Source organism: Variovorax sp. SPNA7, from assembly GCF_033807855.1.
Taxonomy (GTDB): Bacteria; Pseudomonadota; Gammaproteobacteria; order Burkholderiales; family Burkholderiaceae_C; genus Variovorax; species Variovorax beijingensis.
Map to the genome: position 1 here is coordinate 1,851,302 of NZ_CP138513.1, position 17,473 is coordinate 1,868,774.

At 68.6% G+C, this 17,473-nt stretch carries 14 protein-coding genes; 5 read left to right on the forward strand and 9 right to left on the reverse strand.

What is annotated here, in order from left to right:
- Window positions 1-101 precede the first annotated feature (101 nt).
- Window positions 102-1,538 (forward strand): aldehyde dehydrogenase family protein, encoded by a 1,437-nt coding sequence (locus RZE77_RS08545; RefSeq protein ID WP_319441479.1) that lies wholly within the window; start codon window positions 102-104, stop codon window positions 1,536-1,538.
- Window positions 1,539-1,541: 3 nt separating this feature from the next.
- Here the strand turns inward: RZE77_RS08545 and RZE77_RS08550 are convergent, their stop codons facing one another.
- The gene (locus RZE77_RS08550) at window positions 1,542-3,074 is read right to left on the reverse strand and encodes an ABC transporter permease/substrate-binding protein (RefSeq protein WP_319442325.1); all 1,533 of its coding nucleotides are present in this window, start codon (window positions 3,072-3,074) and stop codon (window positions 1,542-1,544) included.
- A 132-nt stretch (window positions 3,075-3,206) separates the two neighbouring features.
- Between RZE77_RS08550 and RZE77_RS08555 the strand changes: the two genes are divergently transcribed.
- On the forward strand, window positions 3,207-4,259 hold the full coding sequence (locus RZE77_RS08555; protein WP_319441480.1) for an ROK family protein: 1,053 nt from the start codon (window positions 3,207-3,209) through the stop codon (window positions 4,257-4,259).
- Here the strand turns inward: RZE77_RS08555 and RZE77_RS08560 are convergent.
- From RZE77_RS08560 to RZE77_RS08580, 5 genes are read right to left on the reverse strand one after another with little or no spacing between them, the layout of a single operon-like run.
- On the reverse strand, window positions 4,256-5,785 hold the full coding sequence (locus RZE77_RS08560) for an efflux transporter outer membrane subunit (RefSeq protein ID WP_319441481.1): 1,530 nt from the start codon (window positions 5,783-5,785) through the stop codon (window positions 4,256-4,258). The two genes, RZE77_RS08555 and RZE77_RS08560, sit on opposite strands and share 4 nt — an antisense overlap.
- 10 nt (window positions 5,786-5,795) lie before the next feature.
- Entirely contained in the window at window positions 5,796-6,914 is a 1,119-nt protein-coding gene (locus RZE77_RS08565; RefSeq protein WP_319441482.1) for an ABC transporter permease, read from the reverse strand.
- Between the two features lie 13 nt (window positions 6,915-6,927).
- On the reverse strand, window positions 6,928-8,061 hold the full coding sequence (locus RZE77_RS08570; protein WP_319441483.1) for an ABC transporter permease: 1,134 nt from the start codon (window positions 8,059-8,061) through the stop codon (window positions 6,928-6,930).
- Window positions 8,058-9,839, reverse strand: coding sequence for an ATP-binding cassette domain-containing protein (locus RZE77_RS08575; protein WP_319441484.1), 1,782 nt, complete (start codon window positions 9,837-9,839; stop codon window positions 8,058-8,060). The genes RZE77_RS08570 and RZE77_RS08575 overlap by 4 nt, the downstream gene beginning before the upstream one ends.
- Window positions 9,839-10,858, reverse strand: coding sequence for an HlyD family secretion protein (locus tag RZE77_RS08580; RefSeq protein WP_319441485.1), 1,020 nt, complete (start codon window positions 10,856-10,858; stop codon window positions 9,839-9,841). Before RZE77_RS08580 ends, RZE77_RS08575 begins: the two co-directional genes overlap by 1 nt.
- A 99-nt stretch (window positions 10,859-10,957) precedes the next feature.
- On the opposite strand from RZE77_RS08580, the gene RZE77_RS08585 reads away from it, so the two are divergent.
- Window positions 10,958-11,677, forward strand: coding sequence for a TetR/AcrR family transcriptional regulator (locus RZE77_RS08585; RefSeq protein ID WP_319441486.1), 720 nt, complete (start codon window positions 10,958-10,960; stop codon window positions 11,675-11,677).
- Here the strand turns inward: RZE77_RS08585 and RZE77_RS08590 are convergent.
- Genes RZE77_RS08590 through RZE77_RS08600 form a run of 3 tightly spaced genes read right to left on the reverse strand, consistent with a single transcriptional unit; the run spans window position 11,655 to window position 14,883 of the window.
- Window positions 11,655-13,034 carry a phospholipase D-like domain-containing protein gene (locus RZE77_RS08590; protein ID WP_319441487.1) on the reverse strand — a complete coding sequence of 460 codons (1,380 nt, stop codon included), beginning with the start codon at window positions 13,032-13,034 and terminating at the stop codon, window positions 11,655-11,657. The genes RZE77_RS08585 and RZE77_RS08590 overlap by 23 nt on opposite strands.
- A 34-nt stretch (window positions 13,035-13,068) precedes the next feature.
- On the reverse strand, window positions 13,069-13,734 hold the full coding sequence (locus RZE77_RS08595; protein ID WP_319441488.1) for a glutathione S-transferase family protein: 666 nt from the start codon (window positions 13,732-13,734) through the stop codon (window positions 13,069-13,071).
- A 27-nt stretch (window positions 13,735-13,761) separates the two neighbouring features.
- Window positions 13,762-14,883: a 5-methyltetrahydropteroyltriglutamate--homocysteine S-methyltransferase gene (locus tag RZE77_RS08600; protein ID WP_319431123.1), complete on the reverse strand. Its 1,122-nt coding sequence runs from the start codon at window positions 14,881-14,883 to the stop codon at window positions 13,762-13,764.
- A 164-nt stretch (window positions 14,884-15,047) separates the two neighbouring features.
- On the opposite strand from RZE77_RS08600, the gene RZE77_RS08605 reads away from it, so the two are divergent.
- Together RZE77_RS08605 and RZE77_RS08610 are read left to right on the forward strand one after the other, a co-directional pair.
- On the forward strand, window positions 15,048-15,821 hold the full coding sequence (locus tag RZE77_RS08605) for a GntR family transcriptional regulator (RefSeq protein WP_319441489.1): 774 nt from the start codon (window positions 15,048-15,050) through the stop codon (window positions 15,819-15,821).
- A 176-nt stretch (window positions 15,822-15,997) separates the two neighbouring features.
- Window positions 15,998-17,173: an ABC transporter substrate-binding protein gene (locus RZE77_RS08610; RefSeq protein ID WP_319441490.1), complete on the forward strand. Its 1,176-nt coding sequence runs from the start codon at window positions 15,998-16,000 to the stop codon at window positions 17,171-17,173.
- Window positions 17,174-17,473 lie beyond the last annotated feature (300 nt).

Below are 17,473 nucleotides of genomic sequence, written 5' to 3' on the forward strand. Positions count from 1 at the left end.
CACCCCCTTGCAGGGGGCAATACCAGCGGCCCGGCAAAGCCGGTTCCGCGGTATTCCCATAATGGACGGCGCTTCTCACTACAGCAGTTAAGGAATACACCATGCAAAACTTCGACAACCTGATCGGCGGCGAATGGCGTGCCGGCGCAAGCTACAGCCCCAACCTCAACCCCAGCAACCTGTCCGACGTGCTGGGCCAGTACGCGCAGGGCAGCGCTGCCGATGTCGAGGCCGCCGTGGCCGCCGCCACCGCCGCCTTCCCGGCCTGGGCCACCGGCAGCATCCAGGCGCGCTCCGACGCCCTGGACAAGATCGGCACCGAGATCCTCGCGCGCCGCGAAGAGCTCGGCACCCTGCTCGCCCGCGAAGAAGGCAAGACCAAGGCCGAAGGCATCGGCGAAGCCACCCGCGCCGGCCAGATCTTCAAGTTCTTCGCCGGCGAATGCCTGCGCCTGTCGGGCGAGCTGCTGCCCTCGGTGCGCCCCAACATCGGCGTCGAAATCACCCGTGAGCCGGTCGGCGTGGTCGGCCTCATCACGCCCTGGAACTTCCCCATTGCCATCCCGGCCTGGAAGATCGCGCCGGCGCTCGCCTTCGGCAACTGCGTGGTCCTGAAGCCCGCCGACCTCGTGCCCGGCTGCGCCTGGGCGCTGTCCGAGATCATCAGCCGTTCCGGCATTCCGGCGGGCGTGTTCAACCTCGTGATGGGCCGCGGCAGCGTGATCGGCGAGGCGCTGGTCAGCCACCCGGGCATCCATGCCATCAGCTTCACCGGCTCGGTCGGCGTGGGCCGCAACATCGCCATCCAGTGCGTCACGAACCACAAGAAGGTGCAGCTCGAGATGGGCGGCAAGAACCCGCAGGTGGTGCTGGACGACGCCGACCTGGCCCAGGCCGTGGAGCTCAGCGTGCAGAGCGCCTTCTACTCCACCGGCCAGCGCTGCACGGCGTCGAGCCGCCTGATCGTGACCGAAGGCATCTACCCGAAGTTCATCGAGGCGATGAAGGCGCGCATGGCGAAGATCAAGGTCGGCGATGCACTGGCGCAGGGCACCGACGTGGGCCCGGTCTCGTCGAAGTCGCAACTCGACCAGGACATGGAATACATCGCCATCGGCAAGGGCGAAGGCGCCACGCTGGCGGCCGGCGGCGAACTGCTGAAGCTGGAGACCGACGGCTACTACATGTCGCCGGCGCTGTTCAGCGAATCGGCGGCGGCGATGCGCATCAACAAGGAAGAGATCTTCGGCCCGGTGGCGAGCGTGATCCGGGTGAAGAACTACGAAGAAGCGCTGGCCACGGCCAACGACACGGAGTTTGGCCTCTCGGCCGGCATTGCGACCACCAGCCTGAAGTACGCCACGCACTTCAAGCGCCACAGCCAGGCCGGCATGGTGATGGTGAACCTGCCGACCGCAGGGGTGGACTACCACGTGCCGTTCGGCGGGCGCAAGGGCTCGAGCTACGGCCCGCGCGAGCAGGGCAAGTATGCGCAGGAGTTCTTCACCACGGTGAAGACGGCGTACACGCTGGCTTGAGGTTCAGGCGAGCGGTAGCGAGCTTGGCGGTGTGCCTCGGCGACGGCGCATCGCGAGTTCGATCAGCTCGAAGATCCCCTCGCTCAGCAGCGCCAGCGCCGCGGCCGGCAGCGCGCCGGCCAGCAGCAGCTCGCGGTCGTTGAGCGCCAGTCCCGTGACGATGCGCTCGCCGAATCCGCCCGCGCCGATGAAGGCCGCGATGGTCGCGGTGCCAATGGCAATCGCGGTGGCCGTTCGCACACCCGCCAGCAGCGTGGGCAGTGCGAGCGGCAGCAGCACCAGCCGCAGGCTTTGCGGCGGCGTCATGCCCAGGGCGGTGCCGGCCAGGCGCAGGCCGTTCGGCACTTCGGCGAGGCCGGCCACGGTGTTGCGCATGATCGGCAGCAGCGAATAGAGCGTGAGCGCGATCAGCGCGGGCAGCGCGCCGATCGCACCGAGCATGGAGATCAGCACGGCCAGCAGCGCGAGTGAAGGCACGGTCTGCAGCAGGCTCGCGAAGCCGAGCACCAGTGCACGCAGCCGCACATGCGGAAACACCAAAATTGCGAGCGGCACGCCGATCAGGATCGCCACGCCCACCGATACCGCCACCAGCACGAGGTGCTGCCGCGCGAGCTGCCAGAGATCGGGGCCGAACAGCTTGGCGGTGAAGCCGCGCCGGGTCTCCGGGGTCTTTGCGCCCTTGCCGGTGCCGGCCAGGAAGTCGCGCGCAATGGCATCGAAAGGCACGCTCTGGAGTTCGGCGCGCGCATTCATCGCGATCATCGCGTGCTCGTCGATGCGGCCTTCGAGCGCCTGCAGCGCGGCCCAGGCCTTGGGCAGCCGCGCCGGCAGGTCGAGCCTGTAGAGCACCACGGCGTCGTAGCGCGGAAAGTATTTCTTGTCGTCTTCGAGCACGCGCAGGCCGAGGTGCTCGATCTTGGCATCGGTGGTGTAGATGTCGATCGCGTCGATCTGCTTTGCGGCCACGGCTTCGTAGGCCAGGCCATGGTCGAGGCCGGTGGGCACCTGCGTGAAGCCGTAGCGCGCGGCCAGGCCTTTCCAGCCGTCGGCGCGGCCGAGGAACTCGTTCGACAGGCCGAGCTTGAGCTCGGGGTGCTTCGCAAGGTCGCTCAGCGTGCGCAGCCCGAGCCGTTCGGCATCGGCGGCCCGCACGGCCAGTGCATAGCCGTCGTTGAAGCCCAGCGGAATCGCCACGCCCAGGCCCATCGGCGCCAGCGCCGCGTTCATGGCCTCGCGCGTATCGGCCGGCGAGCCCTTGAGAATTTCGAGCGCGATGGTGCCGGTGTATTCGGCATAGAGATCGATGGCGCCCGAGCGCAGCGCCTCGTACACGATGGCCGTGTTGCCCAGCCCCTGGCGCACCACCGGCGGCGATGCGGTGTGCGGCGCCGCGGTCTGCGCCAGCAGTTCGGCCAGGATGTACGACTCGGTGAAGCGCTTGGAACCGACGCGCAGCGTGCCCTCGCCGGGCTGCGCCGATGCAGCGGCACCGAGCCAGGCCATGGCTAAGAACAACAAGGCGGCACGCAGCATGCGGTGGTGGAGCAGTTGCATCGCAGGCCAGTGTATAGATATCGAAACGGCCGGCGTACCCGCCAATCTCCTACAAACCCTGGTGCGGGCTACCGATGCTTCGTAGATGCAAGCGCATCCATAGTGGCCGCCATGAAGAAGAAAACCCATCTCCTGCCCGGCCCCGACGTTCACGGCCTGCGTGAGCTCCCGGGCCTCAGGGTCGAGGGCTACAGCCTGCAGCTGCGCGACAAGGACGGCTTCGTCGGCGACCAGGCCAGCCAGACGGCCTTCAGGGAACTGCTCGAGCGCTGGCGCAAGCGCCGCCGCAAGGCCGGCACCGATCCACTGGGCAAGGAGCACTCGCGCGACCTCAGCAAGAAGCAGCTCGACCGCGTGCTGCTGAAGACCTCGGCGGCCGGTGACCTGATGCACGGCGCCATCGAGGAATTCGCCGAAGAGCTGGCCTTCGTGATCCAGCGCTTCACGCGCCAGCCCTCATGGAAGAAGGTGGAGCGCATCGTGGTGGGCGGCGGCTTCACCGAAAGCGACGTGGGCGAGCGCGCCATCCTGCAGGCGGCCGCCATCCTCGAGGAACTGGGCGTTCACGTCCAGCTCGGACGCCTGTCGCATGAGGTCGACGATGGCGGCCTGATCGGCTGGGTGCACCTGGCGCCGCCCGCCATGCTCAAGAAGCACGACGCCATCCTGGCGGTGGACATCGGCGGCACCAACGTGCGCTGCGGCATCGTGAAGACACGGCGGCACAAGGCGCGCGACCTGTCGCTTGCCAAGGTGGTACGGCGCGAAAAATGGCGGCATGCCGACGACGACCCGAACCGCACCGACATGGTCGAGCGCATCGCGGCCATGCTCGAGGACATGGTGCTCTACTGCGAGCGAAAGCACATCCGCCTGGCGCCCTTCATCGGCATTGCCTGCCCCGGGCTGATCCGCAAGGACGGCTCGATCGAGCGCGGCACGCAGAACCTGCCCGGCGATTGGGAAAGCCGCGCGTTCCACCTGCCGAGCGCGCTGTGGCGGCGCATGCCGATGATCGGCTCCGGCCCCACGCTGATCCTGATGCACAACGATGCGGTGGTGCAGGGGCTGAGCGAACTGCCCTTCATGCGCGACGTGTCCCACTGGGGGGTGCTGACGATCGGCACGGGGCTCGGCAATGCGAGCTTCACCAATACCTTCTAACCCGGTGTCGCCGCGACGGCGGGCGGCACGCCGCCGAGCGCCTTGTAGACCGCCACCATGCCCACCGCCATGCGGCTCGTGCTCTGCACCTGGTCGCGCCGCGCCTGCAGCAGTGCGCGGCGTGCATCGAGTTCGACGCCGAAATCCGTGAGTCCGTTCGCATAGCGCGCATGCGCGAGCGTGAGCGCATCGCGGCTGCTGCGCTCGCGCTCGGCCAGCTCGGCATGGCGCTGGCGCTCGGCGGCGTAGGCGCTCAGCGCCGAATCGATCTCGTGCCATGCCTTGAGCACGGCCTGCTGGAAGGCTACCGCGGCTTCCTGCTGCTGCAGCTCGCGCAGGTTCACCGTGCTGCGGCGCCGGCCGTTGTCGAAGATCGGCAGGCTGATGGAAGGGCCGACATGCCATTGCCGGCTGCCCCATTCGCCAAAACGCTCGCTGCCGGCTGACTCGTAGCCGAAGCCCGCACCGAGCGTGACGCGCGGATAGAGGTCGGCCACGGCCACGCCGATGCGCGCGGTGGCGGCATGCAGTTGGGCTTCGGCCGCGGCAATGTCGGGGCGCCGGCGCACCACGTCGCCGGGCAGGCCCAGCGCAAGCTCGGGCAGCGGCGGTGCCTGCAGCGCTTCGAGCGGATTGCTTGCGCCCTCGGAAGCTGGCGCGAGCTCGGCGTTCAGCGCACCGGGCGATGCGCCGGTCAGCAGCGTGATCTGGTTCATGGCCTGCGCCTCCTGCTGCAGCAGCATCGGAATGCGCGCCTTGAGTTCGGCCAGCTGCGTGCGCTGGCGCGTCGGGTCCAGGTCGGTGACCAGGCCGCCGTCGGCGCGTGCCTGCACCAGTTCGAGCGATTCGGCCGCGGCCGCGATGTCGGCGTGCGCCACGCGCAGTTCGCGCTGCGCGCCGCGCAGTTCGAAGTAGCTGCGCGCCACCTCGGCCTGCACGCTGAGCTGCGCCTGTTGCAGCAGCGCGGCCGATGCGCCGGCATCCGCATCGGCGGCCTCGATGCTGCGCCGCACGCGGCCCCAGAGGTCGATTTCCCACGAGGCATCGAAACCGGCCTGGTAGAGGTTGTAGGGCTCGCTGAGCGTGCGGATCAATTGGTCGCGGTTGGCGACTGACGAACCCAGCGCATCGATCATCCGCGTGGCGGCGCCGCTCTCGCTCTGGCGCTGCCGATTGACGCTGCCGCTGGCATTGAGCTGCGGTGCCTGCTGCGCCGCGGCCGCGGTGCGCTGCACGCGGCTCTGGGCAAAGCGCAGCGCGGCGGTCTGCAGGTCGTGGTTGGCGGCCAGCGCGAGCGCCTGCAAGCGGTCCAGCAGCGGATCGCCGAAGGCCTTCCAGTCACCGGAAGAGCCGGCTGTGGGCGCGGCCTTGCGCTCGGCGCCGAGCAGCGCCGCCGAGCCGCCGTGCCATGCGGCCCAGTCGACGGGCGCCTGCACCTGCGCGGCCCGGTGGTCGGGCCCCACGGCGCATCCTGCAAGAAGAAGTGCGAGTGCGGAACAGGAGAAGAGGGTGCGCGATGCGGACATGGAGTGCTCCCTAGACCAGACGATGGCGAAACAGCCAGGCCGCCAGCGGCAGCGTGACGACGGCGATGATCGACAGCGGAATCAGGTTGTGCCACACCGTGGCCAGGCCCACGCCTTCCAGGTAGACGCGCTGCACCAGGTCGATCGCGAAGCGCAGCGGGTTGGCCATGGTGATCAGCTGCAGCACGTGCGGCATGTTGCGCACGGGTGTGGTCAGGCCGGAGAGCAGCATCATCGGCATCAGCAGCACGAAGGTGTAGAGCATGGCCTGCTGCATGTTGGCCGACACCGCCGAGATCGACAGGCCGATGCCCACGCTGGCCACCGTGAAGAAGACCAGCCCGGTGTAGAGCGTGATGAGCGAGCCCGCCATCGGAATGCCGAACCAGAACAGGGCGACCAGCAGGATCAGCGTCGACTGCGCAAGGCCCACCAGCACCGGTGGCAGCGCCTTGCCGATCATGATCTCGAGCGGCGACATCGGCGTGACCAGCAGCTGGTCGAAGGTGCCTTGTTCGCGCTCCCGCGCCACCGAGAGCGCGGTGAGCAGCAGCGTCTGCAGCATGCTGAGCGCGGCGACCAGGCCGGGCAGCAGGTTCCACCGCGTTTCGAGGTTCGGGTTGAACCAGGCGCGCGATTCGATGGTGAGCGGAACCGGCGGCGCGCCGGCGCGCGTGCGCAGCTCGGCGTTGTAGCGCTCGACCACCGCGCCCACATAGCCGGCTGCGGAGCCCGCGGTGTTGGAATTGCGCGCGTCCAGGATCAGCTGGATGGCCGCGGGCTGGCCCGCGCTGAGCTGCTGTTCGAAGTCGGGCGCGATCTGGATCACCAGCAGCGCCTTCTCGGTGTCGATCACCTCGCGGATCTCGGCCTGCGTGCGCAGCGTGGCCACGCGATGGAAGACGCCGGTGCTGTCCAGGTGCGCAATGAGCTCGGTCGATGCGCCCGTGCGGCTCTGGTCGAGCAGCGCATAGGGCACGTTCGAGAGATCGTAGGTGGCGGCGTAGCCGAAGATGAGGCTCTGCATGATGGCGGGAACGAACAGGATCACGCGGCTGGCCGGGTCCTTGAAGATGGCGAGCAGCTCCTTCTTGCAGAGGTTGGCGATGCGCAGCAGGAAGTCGATCATGGAATGCGGTCCTTCAGTCCAGGCTCTTGCGCGTGACCACGCGGGCCAGCAGCAGCAGGCCCACGGCATAGGCCACGAGGACCGCGCAGTTGCGCCAGATCAGCGGCCAGACGTCGCCCGCGAGGAACAGCGTCTTGATCAGGTCCATGAAATAGGTGGCCGGCAGCACGTGGCCGATCACGCGCACGGCAGTGGGCACGTTGCGCAGGTCGAACAGGAAGCCCGACAGCATCATCGAGGGCATGAACGTGGCGATCAGCGCCACCTGGCTCGCGAGAAACTGGTTGCGCGTGACCGACGAGATCACCAGCCCCAGGCTCACCGCCACGATCAGGTAGAGCATCGAGCTGAGCACCACCGCGAACAGCGAGCCGACCATCGGCACCGCAAACAGGAAGCGCGCGGCCAGCAGGCACAGCGCAAGGCCCAGCATGCCGACCGCGAAATACGGAATGATCTTGGCCAGCAGGATTTCCACCGGCCGCACCGGCGTGACGAACAGCGCTTCGAGCGTGCCGCGCTCCCATTCGCGGGCCATCACCAGCGCGGTGAGGAACGCGCCGATCAGCGTCATGATGAGCACGATGAGCCCGGGCACCAGGTACCAGGTGCTGGTGTTCGCGGCGTTGAACCACATGCGCTGCTCCACCGTCACGCGGCCCGGCGAAGGTGCGGCCCCACCGGCGCCGCCGCCGCGGTCGGCCTGGCGCAGGGCCGCTTGCCCGAGCGCGCCGCTCACATAGGCCTGGATGATGGTCGCGCGCCCGGCGTCGGCGCCATGCACGATGAGCTGCACGCGCGCATTGCCCGCGGCCAGCGCGCGCGAGAAATCGGCGGGCACGCGCACGATGCCGTCGACCTTGCGCTCGCGCATCAGGGCCTCGGCGTCGTGCATCGAGCCCAGCAGCACGGGCGCGATGGTGGGCGAGAGCTGCAGGCCCGCAATCGCCTCGTGCGCGGTGGGCGAAGAATCTTCGAGCACCACAGCCACCGGCGCGTTCTTCACGTCCAGCGACATGCCGTAGCCGAAGATCAGGATCAGCACCATCGGCAGCAGGATGCCGATGGCCAGGTTGCTGCGGTCGCGCAGCAGCTGGCGAAACTCCTTGCGCGTGAGCGAGACGAGCCGGGTGACGAAGCCGCTCATTGCTGCCTCCTTTCTTCCTGCCGCGCCTTTTCGACGATGCCGATGAAGGCCTGCTCCATGTCGATGCGCCTTTCGCCGCCTGCACCATCCTGCGCCTGCGCGCGCACCTCGCGCGGCGTGCCGATGGCCAGCACCTTGCCGGCGTCCTGGATCACGATGCGGTCGCAGTACTCGGCCTCTTCCATGAAGTGGGTGGTGATGACGACGGTGGTGCCGCCTTCGGCCAGCGCCGTGATGCGGCGCCAGAACTCGCGCCGCGCGAGCGGATCGGCACCGCTGGTGGGCTCGTCGAGGAACAGGATCTCGGGCTCGTGCAGCAGGCCCGTGGCCATGGCCAGGCGCTGCCGATAGCCGCCGGGCAGCTGCCCGCTGGGCGCGTCGAGCTCGCGCTCGAGGTCGAACTGCCGCAGCACCGTGTCCATGCGCCCCTGCAGCTTCTGCCCGCGCAGGCCGTAGGCGCCGCCGAAGAACGAAAGGTTCTCGCGCACCGTGAGATTGCCGTAGAGCGCGAACTTCTGCGAGACATAGCCGATGCGCTGGCGGGCCTGCGCGCGCGCATGGCGCAGGTCGACGCCGGCCACGCGCAGCTGCCCGCCGCTCGCGGGCAGGAGGCCGCAGAGCATGCGGAAGGTGGTGGTCTTGCCCGCGCCGTTGGGCCCGAGCAGGCCGAAGATCTCTCCGCGCCGCACCGAGAAGCTGGTGCTGGCCACGGCCACGAAGTCGCCGAAGCGGCGCACCAGGTCCTTCACCTCGATGACCACTTCGCCCGGTTCGCCCTCGGCCGGCGCAAGGCCTTCGCTCGCCGCCGATCGGGCGATGTCCGTATCGGCGGCCTGCCGCGTGCGCAGCAGCGTCATGAAGCCGTCTTCGAGCCGCGGCGGCACGGGCTCGGCGCGCGCGCCGGCCAGCAGCTTTTCGAGCGCCGCGTCGTCAGCATCCCGGTGGCGGATGAAGTGCACCTCGCCGCCCTGCGGCACGGCATCGACGATCTGCTGCCGCGCATCGAGCAGGCGCGCCTGCATCAGACGCGGTGCCTCGCCTTCGGGCGGCACGGCGACGAAGCAGGTGCCCTCGGCATGGCCGCGGATCTCGTCCGGCGTGCCCTCCGCGATCAGCCGGCCCTCCTGCAGCACAAACACGTGGCTGCAGCGCTCGGCCTCGTCGAGGTACGCGGTGCTCACGATCACCGAGAGCTTCTCCTCGTCGACCAGCTGCTGCACGATCTGCCAGAGCTCGCGCCGCGAGAGCGGATCGACGCCCACGGTGGGCTCGTCGAGCAGCAGCAGGTCGGGCGAGCGCACCAGCGTGCAGGCCAGGCCCAGCTTCTGCTTCATGCCGCCCGAGAGCTTGCCCGCGGGGCGGTTGGTGAAGCGGCCGAGATCGGTCATTTCCATCAGCCGCGCATAGCGCGCGCGGCGCTGCCCGGCGGAAACGCCGTGCAGGTCGGCGTAGAGGTCGAGGTTCTCCTGCACGCTCAGGTCGTCATAGAGGCCGAAGCGCTGGGGCATGTAGCTGATGCGGTCCTGCACCGCCTGCGGATCGGCCGACACGTCGATGCCGAGCACGCGCAGTTCGCCCTCGTCGGCGCGCATCAGGCCCGCCATGAGCCGCAGCAGCGTGGTCTTGCCGGCGCCATCGGGACCGACCAGTGCCGTGAGCGTGCCGGTGGGTACTTCGAGCGACACGTCGTCGAGTGCGCGCACCACCTGCTTCGAGCCCTTGGCCACGAAGCGCTTGTGCAGGGAGCGTGCGGCCACGGCGGGCCCGGTGTCGTGCATCAGGATTTGCCGCTGGCGGTCGAGGAGGCGAGCTGCAGCCGCACGGTGGCCGGCATGCCGAGCCGCAGCCGGTCTTCCTTGTCGTCGACCATCACGCGGATCTCGTAGACCAGGCTGCTGCGCAGTTCCTCGGTCTGCACCGTCTTGGGCGTGAACTCGGCCACCGACGAGATATAGCCCACCTTGCCCGCGATCGGCTGGCCGGGCTGGCTGTCGGTCGTCACGCTGGCCGGCTGGCCGGGCCGCACGCGGCCGAGGTCGGGTTCGGCGACATAGGCGCGCACCCACTTGGGATCGGTGATGGCCAGCGTGAAGGCCGCGCGCTGCGGCGAAGCCATGTCGCCGGGCTCGAGCAGGCGGGCGCGCACCACGGCATCGATGGGCGACCTGAGTTCGGCTTCGGCCAGCTGGTGGTTCATGAGCGCGAGATCGGCGCGCGCGGATTCGAGCTGGGCCTGCGCCTGCGCGATGTCTTCCTTGCGCGGGCCGGCCACCGCCAGCTGCTGCGCCTTGCGCACGTTGTCCAGCTGCGCAAGCGCCACCTTGCGGCGGGCCTGCGCGCTGTCGAGGTCCTGCTGGCTCACGGCGCGTCCGGCGGTGGTCTGGCCGATGGCCTGCAGGCGCGCGAGCTGCTGCTGCGCAAGGTCGGCATCGGCCCGCGCCGCCGCCACCTGGGCGCCGGCCTGTGCCAGCTCCTCGGGGCGGCTGCCGGTCTTCAGGCGCAGCAGCGCCTGTTCCTGCACGCCGATGCGCGCCTGAGCCTGCGCCACGCGCAGCACGAGCGAGCGCGTGTCGAGCCGGCCCAGCACCTGCCCGGCCCGCACGTGGTCGCCTTCGCGCACCGCGAGTTCGGCCACGCGCTCGTTGGCATTGAAGGCGAGCGAAACCTGGCGCACGTCGACGTTGCCGTACAGCACGAGCTGGTCGGACGGCGCGGCCGAGCGGCTGAAGTACCACCAGCCGCCGGCTGCTGCGGCCAGCACCACGGCGGCAGCGGCAATGAGGGGTTTCTTGTTCATGCGTGGGCTCCTGCCGGTTTCCAGATCGGATGACGGCCGCATGTTATCAAATTGAAATTTGAATTTGAAGTATTTTTTCAATTCGATTAACCTTGGCGCATGGCGACACGCTCTTCCACCACCCGTTCCCCCGCCGCGCGCGAGGGCGCGGCGCGCGTCCAGCGCACCGACGGCAGCACCACGCGGCTGCACATCCTCGAAACCGCTGGCCAACTGTTCGCCGAGCGCGGCTTCGCCGAGAGCACCAGCAAGGAGATCTGCACCCGCGCCGGCACCAACATGGCGGCCGTCAACTACCACTTCGGCAGCCGGGACGGGCTCTACGAGACCGTGCTGATCGAGGCGCACCGCCAGCTCGTGAGCATGGACGAGCTGATCAGCCTGGCCAGCGAGGCCGGCGATCCGCGGCTCAAGTTGCGGGCCTTCCTCACGCACCTGGTCGAGATGGGCAGCCAGCCCAAGGCGCCCTGGGGGTTCCGCGTGGTGCTGCGCGAGGCGCTGTCGCCATCGCCGGCGCTGCCCACGCTGATCCGCCAGGCGGTGCTGCCCAAGGCCCGGCTGATCCGCGGGTTGATCGGCGGCATCATGGGCCTGCCCGAGGACCATCCCTCGGTGCAGCGTGGCCTGCTGTTCGCGGTGCTGCCCTGCATCGTGATGACGGTGGCTCCCAAGAACCTGCGCAACGAAGTGCTGCCGGCGCTCAAGGACACCGAAGGCCTCGCGGACGACCTGATGCGCTACGTATTCGCCGGGCTCGATGCCATCGCGAAGGAGGCGGCCAGGGCCGCGGCGCCCCCTAGAGCTGGAAGGCGACGGTGAGCAGCAGCCCCTCGGCCACGTCGCGCACCAGGCCCGGCCGCCGCGCGCGGTAGGGCTCTCCGGCCGAGGCGATGGTGTCGATCCATTCGGCCAGCCAGTCGATCTCGCGCGGGCCGTAGAACACCACGGCCGCCTCGTGGTTGAGCAGCAGGCTGCGCAGGTCGAGGTTGATCGAACCGCACATGGCCAGTTCGTCGTCGACCACCACGGCCTTGGCATGGGCCATGAAGGGCAGCATGCGAAAGCTCACGCCGGCACGCGCCAGGTCGCGCATGGCGCGTGCGCGCACGAAGTCGGCCAGGCGGTGGTTCGACTGCGCAGGCATGGCGATGGTCACCTGCACGCCGCGCCGCGCGGCCAGCCGCAGTGCATCGCGCAGCCCGTCGCCGGGCACGAAGTAGGGCGTGACGGCGAGCACGCGGTGCTCGGCGCGAAAGCAGGCATCGATCAGCAGCGCATGGGCGGTGTCCTCGGTCTGGTCGGGGCCGCTCGGCAGGAACTGCGCCATGGCGCTGCCCGCGCCTTCTGCCACGTCGTCGGCCGTGATGGCGCGCGCCTTGCGCCCGCGCACCGAGCTCCAGTCGTGGTCGAACTGGCGCGCCGCCGCGGCGGCCACGCTGCCGCGCAGGTCGAACGAAAGGTCGCGCCAGGCGTCGGGATACCTGTCGCTGCCGGTGAAGTATTCGCCCGCGAGATTGCGTCCGCCCGACCACAGCCAGCCGTCGTCGGCAATGGTGAACTTGCGGTGGTTGCGCAGGTTGCGCGGCCCGATGCGGCGCAGGCTGAAGAAGGGGCGGAACACGGCGATCTCGCCGCCGGCCGCGCGCAGCAGGCGCATGTGGCGCCGCGGCAGGGTCAGCGCGCCGAAGCCGTCGAGCAGCACGCGCACCTTGATGCCTTCGCGCGCGCGCAGCGCCAGCCGTTCGATCACGGCATGGCCCAGCGCGTCGTCGCCGATGATGAAGGTGCACACGTCGATGCGCTCGCGCGCGCCGTCGATCACCTGCCACAGTGCCTCGCGCGCGGCGTCGCCGTCGGCATGCAGCCGGATGTCGCAGCGCCCGGGCGGCGCAAGGCCGAAGCTCTCGATGAGGTCGGCGGCCCAGTGCGCGCGCGCAGCCGTGCGCGCCGGGCGCGGCGAGCCGGCCGGCCGCAGCTTGCGCTGGCCGAACAGCAGGTACATCGGCAGGATCAGGTAGGGCATCAGCACCAGCCCCATGACCCAGGCAATGGCCGTGGTGGGGGCGCGCTGCTCGCGGCGCGCGCGCGTGGTCAGCACATAGACCAGCAGTGCAAAGGTGACGACGAGGAAATGCTGGGACGGAGAGGGGAGCCAGTCGAATGCGGAATTCGGCATGTGGCGATGATGCCCGAGGCTTGGTTCGCGCCGCTCAGCGTTGCAGGAAGGCGGGCACGCCGCGCCCCTCGGAGGCCAGGAAGCGCATCATCGGATCGACCGCCGCGCGCACCGCGGGCCGCTCGCCCACGCGGCCGCGCCAGGCCACGAGCCGCGGCGTGGCATCGGTCATGCCGGCGCCCTTGCGGTCGGCGAACACATGCGCCATGTAGAAGGCGATGTCGGCGAAGGAGTAGGGCCCCGCCAGGTACTCGCGCGTGGCCAGCAGGCCTTCCATTTCCTCGTAGTAGCGCGCGCAGGCGGCGCAGGCCGCCACGGCGGGCGCGCTCTGCATGTCGTGCTGCAGGCCGAAGAGCCGGATCACGTTGGGGAAGAACACTTCGTCCGACTTCTGCTCGAGCTGCCGCGCGCGGGCCCGCTCGGCAATGCTCTGGGGCCAGAGCGCAGGATTCGGATACCGGTCTTCGAGGTACTCGAAGATCTGCGTCGAGTCGAACAGCTCGACATCGCCGTCGATCAGGATCGGCACCTGCTGCTTCACGGGGTTGACGCGCAGCACCTCGGGGTGCTTGGGCTCGTAGGTGTCGTCCTTGGTGAACGGCACCATCACCAGTTCGAAATCGACGCCTTTTTCGAGCGCGGCGATCTGCACCTTGGCGCCGAACATGCTGAGAGGGGCGGAATAGATCTGGGTCTTCATGCCCCCGACTTCACCATGAAAGGCGCCTCAGGTCGAGCCCCAGACCTCCTGCGCGGTCTCGACCACGAGGCGCAGCTTGGCGCGCTGCGCTTCCACCGCGATGTTGTTGCCGTGCACCGTGCTCGAGAAGCCGCACTGCGGCGACAGCGCGAGCTGCTCGATCGGTGCGTACTTGGCGGCGTCCTCGATGCGGCGCTTGAGCTCGTCCTTGTCTTCCATCTCGCCGAACTTGGTGGTCACGAGGCCCAGCACCACCGTCTTGCCCTTGGGCAGGTAGCGCAGCGGCTTGAAGTCGCCCGAGCGCGCGTCGTCGTATTCCATGAAGTAGGCGTCGAGGTCCATTTCCTTCAAGAGCGCCTCGGCCACCGGCTCGTAGTTGCCGGCCGCGGCGTGGGTGCTCTTGAAGTTGCCGCGGCACAGGTGCATGGCCAGCAGCATGCCCGGCGGCTTCTGCGCCACCACCTTGTTGATGAAGGCGGCGTAGCGGTGCGGCAGCTCGTTGGGGTCGTCGCCGCGTTTGCGGGCGGCTTCGCGCATGTGCTCGTCGCACAGGTAGGCGAGGTTGGTGTCGTCCATCTGCACGTAGGTGCAGCCTGCGGCGGCGAGCGAGCGCAGCTCGTCGCCGTAGGCCTTGGCCACGTCGTCGTAGAACACCGGGTCGAGCTCGGGGTAGGCCTCCTTGCTGATGCCGGCGCGGCCGCCGCGGAAGTGCAGCATGGTCGGCGAGGGAATCGTCACCTTGGGCGTGCGGCCGGCCGAGACCTGGCTCTTGAGGTACTGGAAATCGGCGAGCTGGATGTCCTTGATGTGGCGCACCTTGTCGAGCACGCGCATCGCGGGCGGCGCGAGTTCCTCGGTGCCGTCGGGCTTGCGGATGGTGACCGGAATGTCGGTCTTCACGCCGCCGAGCTGGTCGAGGAAATCGATGTGGAAATAGGTGCGGCGGAATTCGCCGTCGGTGATGCTCTTGAGGCCGATGTCTTCCTGGAACCGGACGATCTCGGTGATGGCCTTGTCTTCGACCTTGCGCAGCTGCTCGGGCGTGATCTCGCCCTTGGCCTTTTGCTCGCGTGCTTCGAGCAGGTATTTGGGGCGCAGGAAACTGCCGACGTGGTCGTAGCGGGCGGGCAGGGCGGCGTGCTGGGACATGGTGATCTCCGTCGTGGCTGAAAAACGATGGACATCGTATCGCCTCAGGAACGGACATTGGTGTGTACAACGGGCTTGGTGTTTACCCTCAAATTGATGCTTCTTCAGCGAAAGTCTCACGAGATTTGTATACATTCAGTATTCATGAGAACGCCCGCAACCGCATGAAAGCCGCAGCTGCATCACCCGTCGAGCCCGCGGACGGCGGTGGCTCGCAGGCCGTGAAGGCACAGCTGCGGCTGCGCGAGATGATCCTGGCCGGCGAACTGCCCGGCGGCGCGCGCATTGCCGAGGTGGCCATCTCCGAGCAACTCGGCGTCTCGCGCACGCCGGTGCGCAGCGCGCTCATGCGCCTCGAGCAGGAAGGCCTGCTCGAGGCGCTGCCCAACGGCGGCTATGCGGTGCGCACTTTCTCCGAGCGCGACGTGGCCGATGCCATCGAGCTGCGCGGCACGCTCGAAGGCCTGGTGGCGCGGCTCGCAGCCGAACGCGGCGCGGCGCCGGTGGTGCTGCGCGAGGCGCGCGCCTGCCTGGCGCGCATCGACGAACTGCTGCGCGAGCCCGCGCTCGACGACGCGGCCTTCTCGCGCTACGTCACGCACAACGAGAAGTTCCATTCGCTGCTGTGCGAAATGGCGGCCAGCCCGGTCATTGCGCAGCAGCTCGAGCGCGTGGTCAACCTGCCGTTCGCGTCGCCCTCGGGCTTTGTCATCGTGCAGGCCAATTCGCCTGCGGCGCGCGACATGCTCGTGATCGCGCAGGACCAGCACCTGCAGGTGCTCGACGCCATCGAGGCCGGCGAAGGCTCGCGCGCCGAGGCGCTGATGCGCGAGCACAGCCGCATCGCGCGGCGCAACCTGCGCGAGGCCCTGCATGGCGCGCCCACCGCCGAACAGCGCCCGCTGCCCGGCGTGCAGCTGATCCGCCGCCGCGGCTGAGCAATGGATGCATGCACGCAGCCCGTTGCGCTGCGCGATCATCGCGCAGTTCATTTGTTCATCGCGCAACAAAGGCGCGCCTCGCCGGTGGAGTAGGTGATTGCCTGCTCCGCCGCATGTTGCAAAGTATTGAAAAATAGCTCCCCGTTCGCATCCGCCCCTCCAAGGAAAACTTCATGCAAAGACGCCATCTCATCCAGACCGCAGGCCTCACGGCGCTTGCGCTTTCCATGTCGCTTGCCACTGCGCAGGACAGCAACAAGTTCAAGATCGGCCTGATCCTGCCGATGACGGGGCAGCAGGCCTCCACCGGCCGGCAGATCGAGGCGGCGGCCCGGCTGTACATGGCGCAGAACGGCGACACCGTGGCGGGCAAGAAGATCGAGCTGATCGTCAAGGACGACGTGGCCACGCCCGACGTGACCAAGCGCCTCGCGCAGGAACTCATCGTCAACGACAAGGTGAACGTGATCGCGGGCTTCGGCGTCACGCCGGCCGCGCTGGCCGCTGCGCCGCTGGCCACGCAGTCGAAGACGCCGCAGGTGGTGATGGCCGCGGCCACGTCGAGCATCACCGAGGCCTCGCCCTACATCGTGCGTTCGAGCTTCACGCTGCCGCAGGTGTCGGTGGCGATGGGCGACTGGGCACCGAAGAACGGCGTGAAGACAGTGGTCACGCTGGTGGCCGACTACGGCCCGGGCAACGACGCCGAGAAGTTTTTCAGCGAGCGCTTCCAGCTCAACGGCGGCAAGGTGATCGAGAAGCTGCGCGTGCCGCTGCGCAACCCCGACTTCGCGCCGTTCCTGCAGAAGGTGCGCGACGCCAAGCCTGACGCGCTGTTCGTCTTCGTGCCCTCGGGCGCCGGCGCGGCCGTGATGAAGCAGTTCCTCGAGCGCGGCATGGACAAGGCCGGCATCCGCATGATCGCGACCGGCGACGTGACCGACGACGACCAACTCAACGACATGGGCGACGGCGCGCTGGGCGTGGTCACCTCGCACCACTACTCGGCCGCGCACCCGTCACCGGCCAACAAGAAGTTCGTCGAGGCCTTCCAGAAGGCCAACCCGAAGATGCGCCCCAACTTCATGGCCGTGGGCGGCTATGACGGCATGCGCGTGATCTACGAAGCGCTCAAGGCCACCAAGGGGCAGGGCGGCGGCGATGCGCTGCTGGCCGCCATGAAGGGCCAGATCTTCGAGAGCCCGCGCGGCCCGGTCTACATCGATGCGCAGACGCGCGACATCGTGCAGGACGTGTATCTGCGCAAGGTCGAGAAGAAGGACGGCCAGTTGTACAACGTCGAGTTCGATGTGATCAAGGGTGTGAAGGATCCGGGCAAGGCGAAGTAATTTGGGGCCCAGGTGTTTTGTTCGGGCGCTGCTGTTCAGGGGGGCGCTCCCGCCGACGGGGTACCTTGCTCCGCGAATGTCCCCCGGCCTGCGGCCTCCTCCTTTATTTCGCTGCGCAAGGCACCCCATCAGCGGGAGCGTGATTCAGAGCAGTCGTTGATCAGCGGTACACCAGCAGCGTGCCCAGGTGCACAGGGCATCGGGTGCTCCCCGCAGCGAAATAAAGGAGGAGCCGAAGGCGGGGGACATTCGCGGAGGGGAGTACCCGGTGGCCTGTGCACGCGCCCCGAACAAGCGCGC

Excerpts from the sequence above, each read along its gene's own strand:
- RZE77_RS08545 (WP_319441479.1), top strand. The coding sequence starts at position 102 with ATGCAAAACTTCGACAACCTGATCGGCGGCGAATGGCGTGCCGGCGCA.
- RZE77_RS08550 (WP_319442325.1), bottom strand. The coding sequence starts at position 3,074 with ATGCTGCGTGCCGCCTTGTTGTTCTTAGCCATGGCCTGGCTCGGTGCC.
- RZE77_RS08555 (WP_319441480.1), top strand. The coding sequence starts at position 3,207 with ATGAAGAAGAAAACCCATCTCCTGCCCGGCCCCGACGTTCACGGCCTG.
- RZE77_RS08560 (WP_319441481.1), bottom strand. The coding sequence starts at position 5,785 with ATGTCCGCATCGCGCACCCTCTTCTCCTGTTCCGCACTCGCACTTCTT.
- RZE77_RS08565 (WP_319441482.1), bottom strand. The coding sequence starts at position 6,914 with ATGATCGACTTCCTGCTGCGCATCGCCAACCTCTGCAAGAAGGAGCTG.
- RZE77_RS08570 (WP_319441483.1), bottom strand. The coding sequence starts at position 8,061 with ATGAGCGGCTTCGTCACCCGGCTCGTCTCGCTCACGCGCAAGGAGTTT.
- RZE77_RS08575 (WP_319441484.1), bottom strand. The coding sequence starts at position 9,839 with ATGCACGACACCGGGCCCGCCGTGGCCGCACGCTCCCTGCACAAGCGC.
- RZE77_RS08580 (WP_319441485.1), bottom strand. The coding sequence starts at position 10,858 with ATGAACAAGAAACCCCTCATTGCCGCTGCCGCCGTGGTGCTGGCCGCA.
- RZE77_RS08585 (WP_319441486.1), top strand. The coding sequence starts at position 10,958 with ATGGCGACACGCTCTTCCACCACCCGTTCCCCCGCCGCGCGCGAGGGC.
- RZE77_RS08590 (WP_319441487.1), bottom strand. The coding sequence starts at position 13,034 with ATGCCGAATTCCGCATTCGACTGGCTCCCCTCTCCGTCCCAGCATTTC.
- RZE77_RS08595 (WP_319441488.1), bottom strand. The coding sequence starts at position 13,734 with ATGAAGACCCAGATCTATTCCGCCCCTCTCAGCATGTTCGGCGCCAAG.
- RZE77_RS08600 (WP_319431123.1), bottom strand. The coding sequence starts at position 14,883 with ATGTCCCAGCACGCCGCCCTGCCCGCCCGCTACGACCACGTCGGCAGT.
- RZE77_RS08605 (WP_319441489.1), top strand. The coding sequence starts at position 15,048 with ATGAAAGCCGCAGCTGCATCACCCGTCGAGCCCGCGGACGGCGGTGGC.
- RZE77_RS08610 (WP_319441490.1), top strand. The coding sequence starts at position 15,998 with ATGCAAAGACGCCATCTCATCCAGACCGCAGGCCTCACGGCGCTTGCG.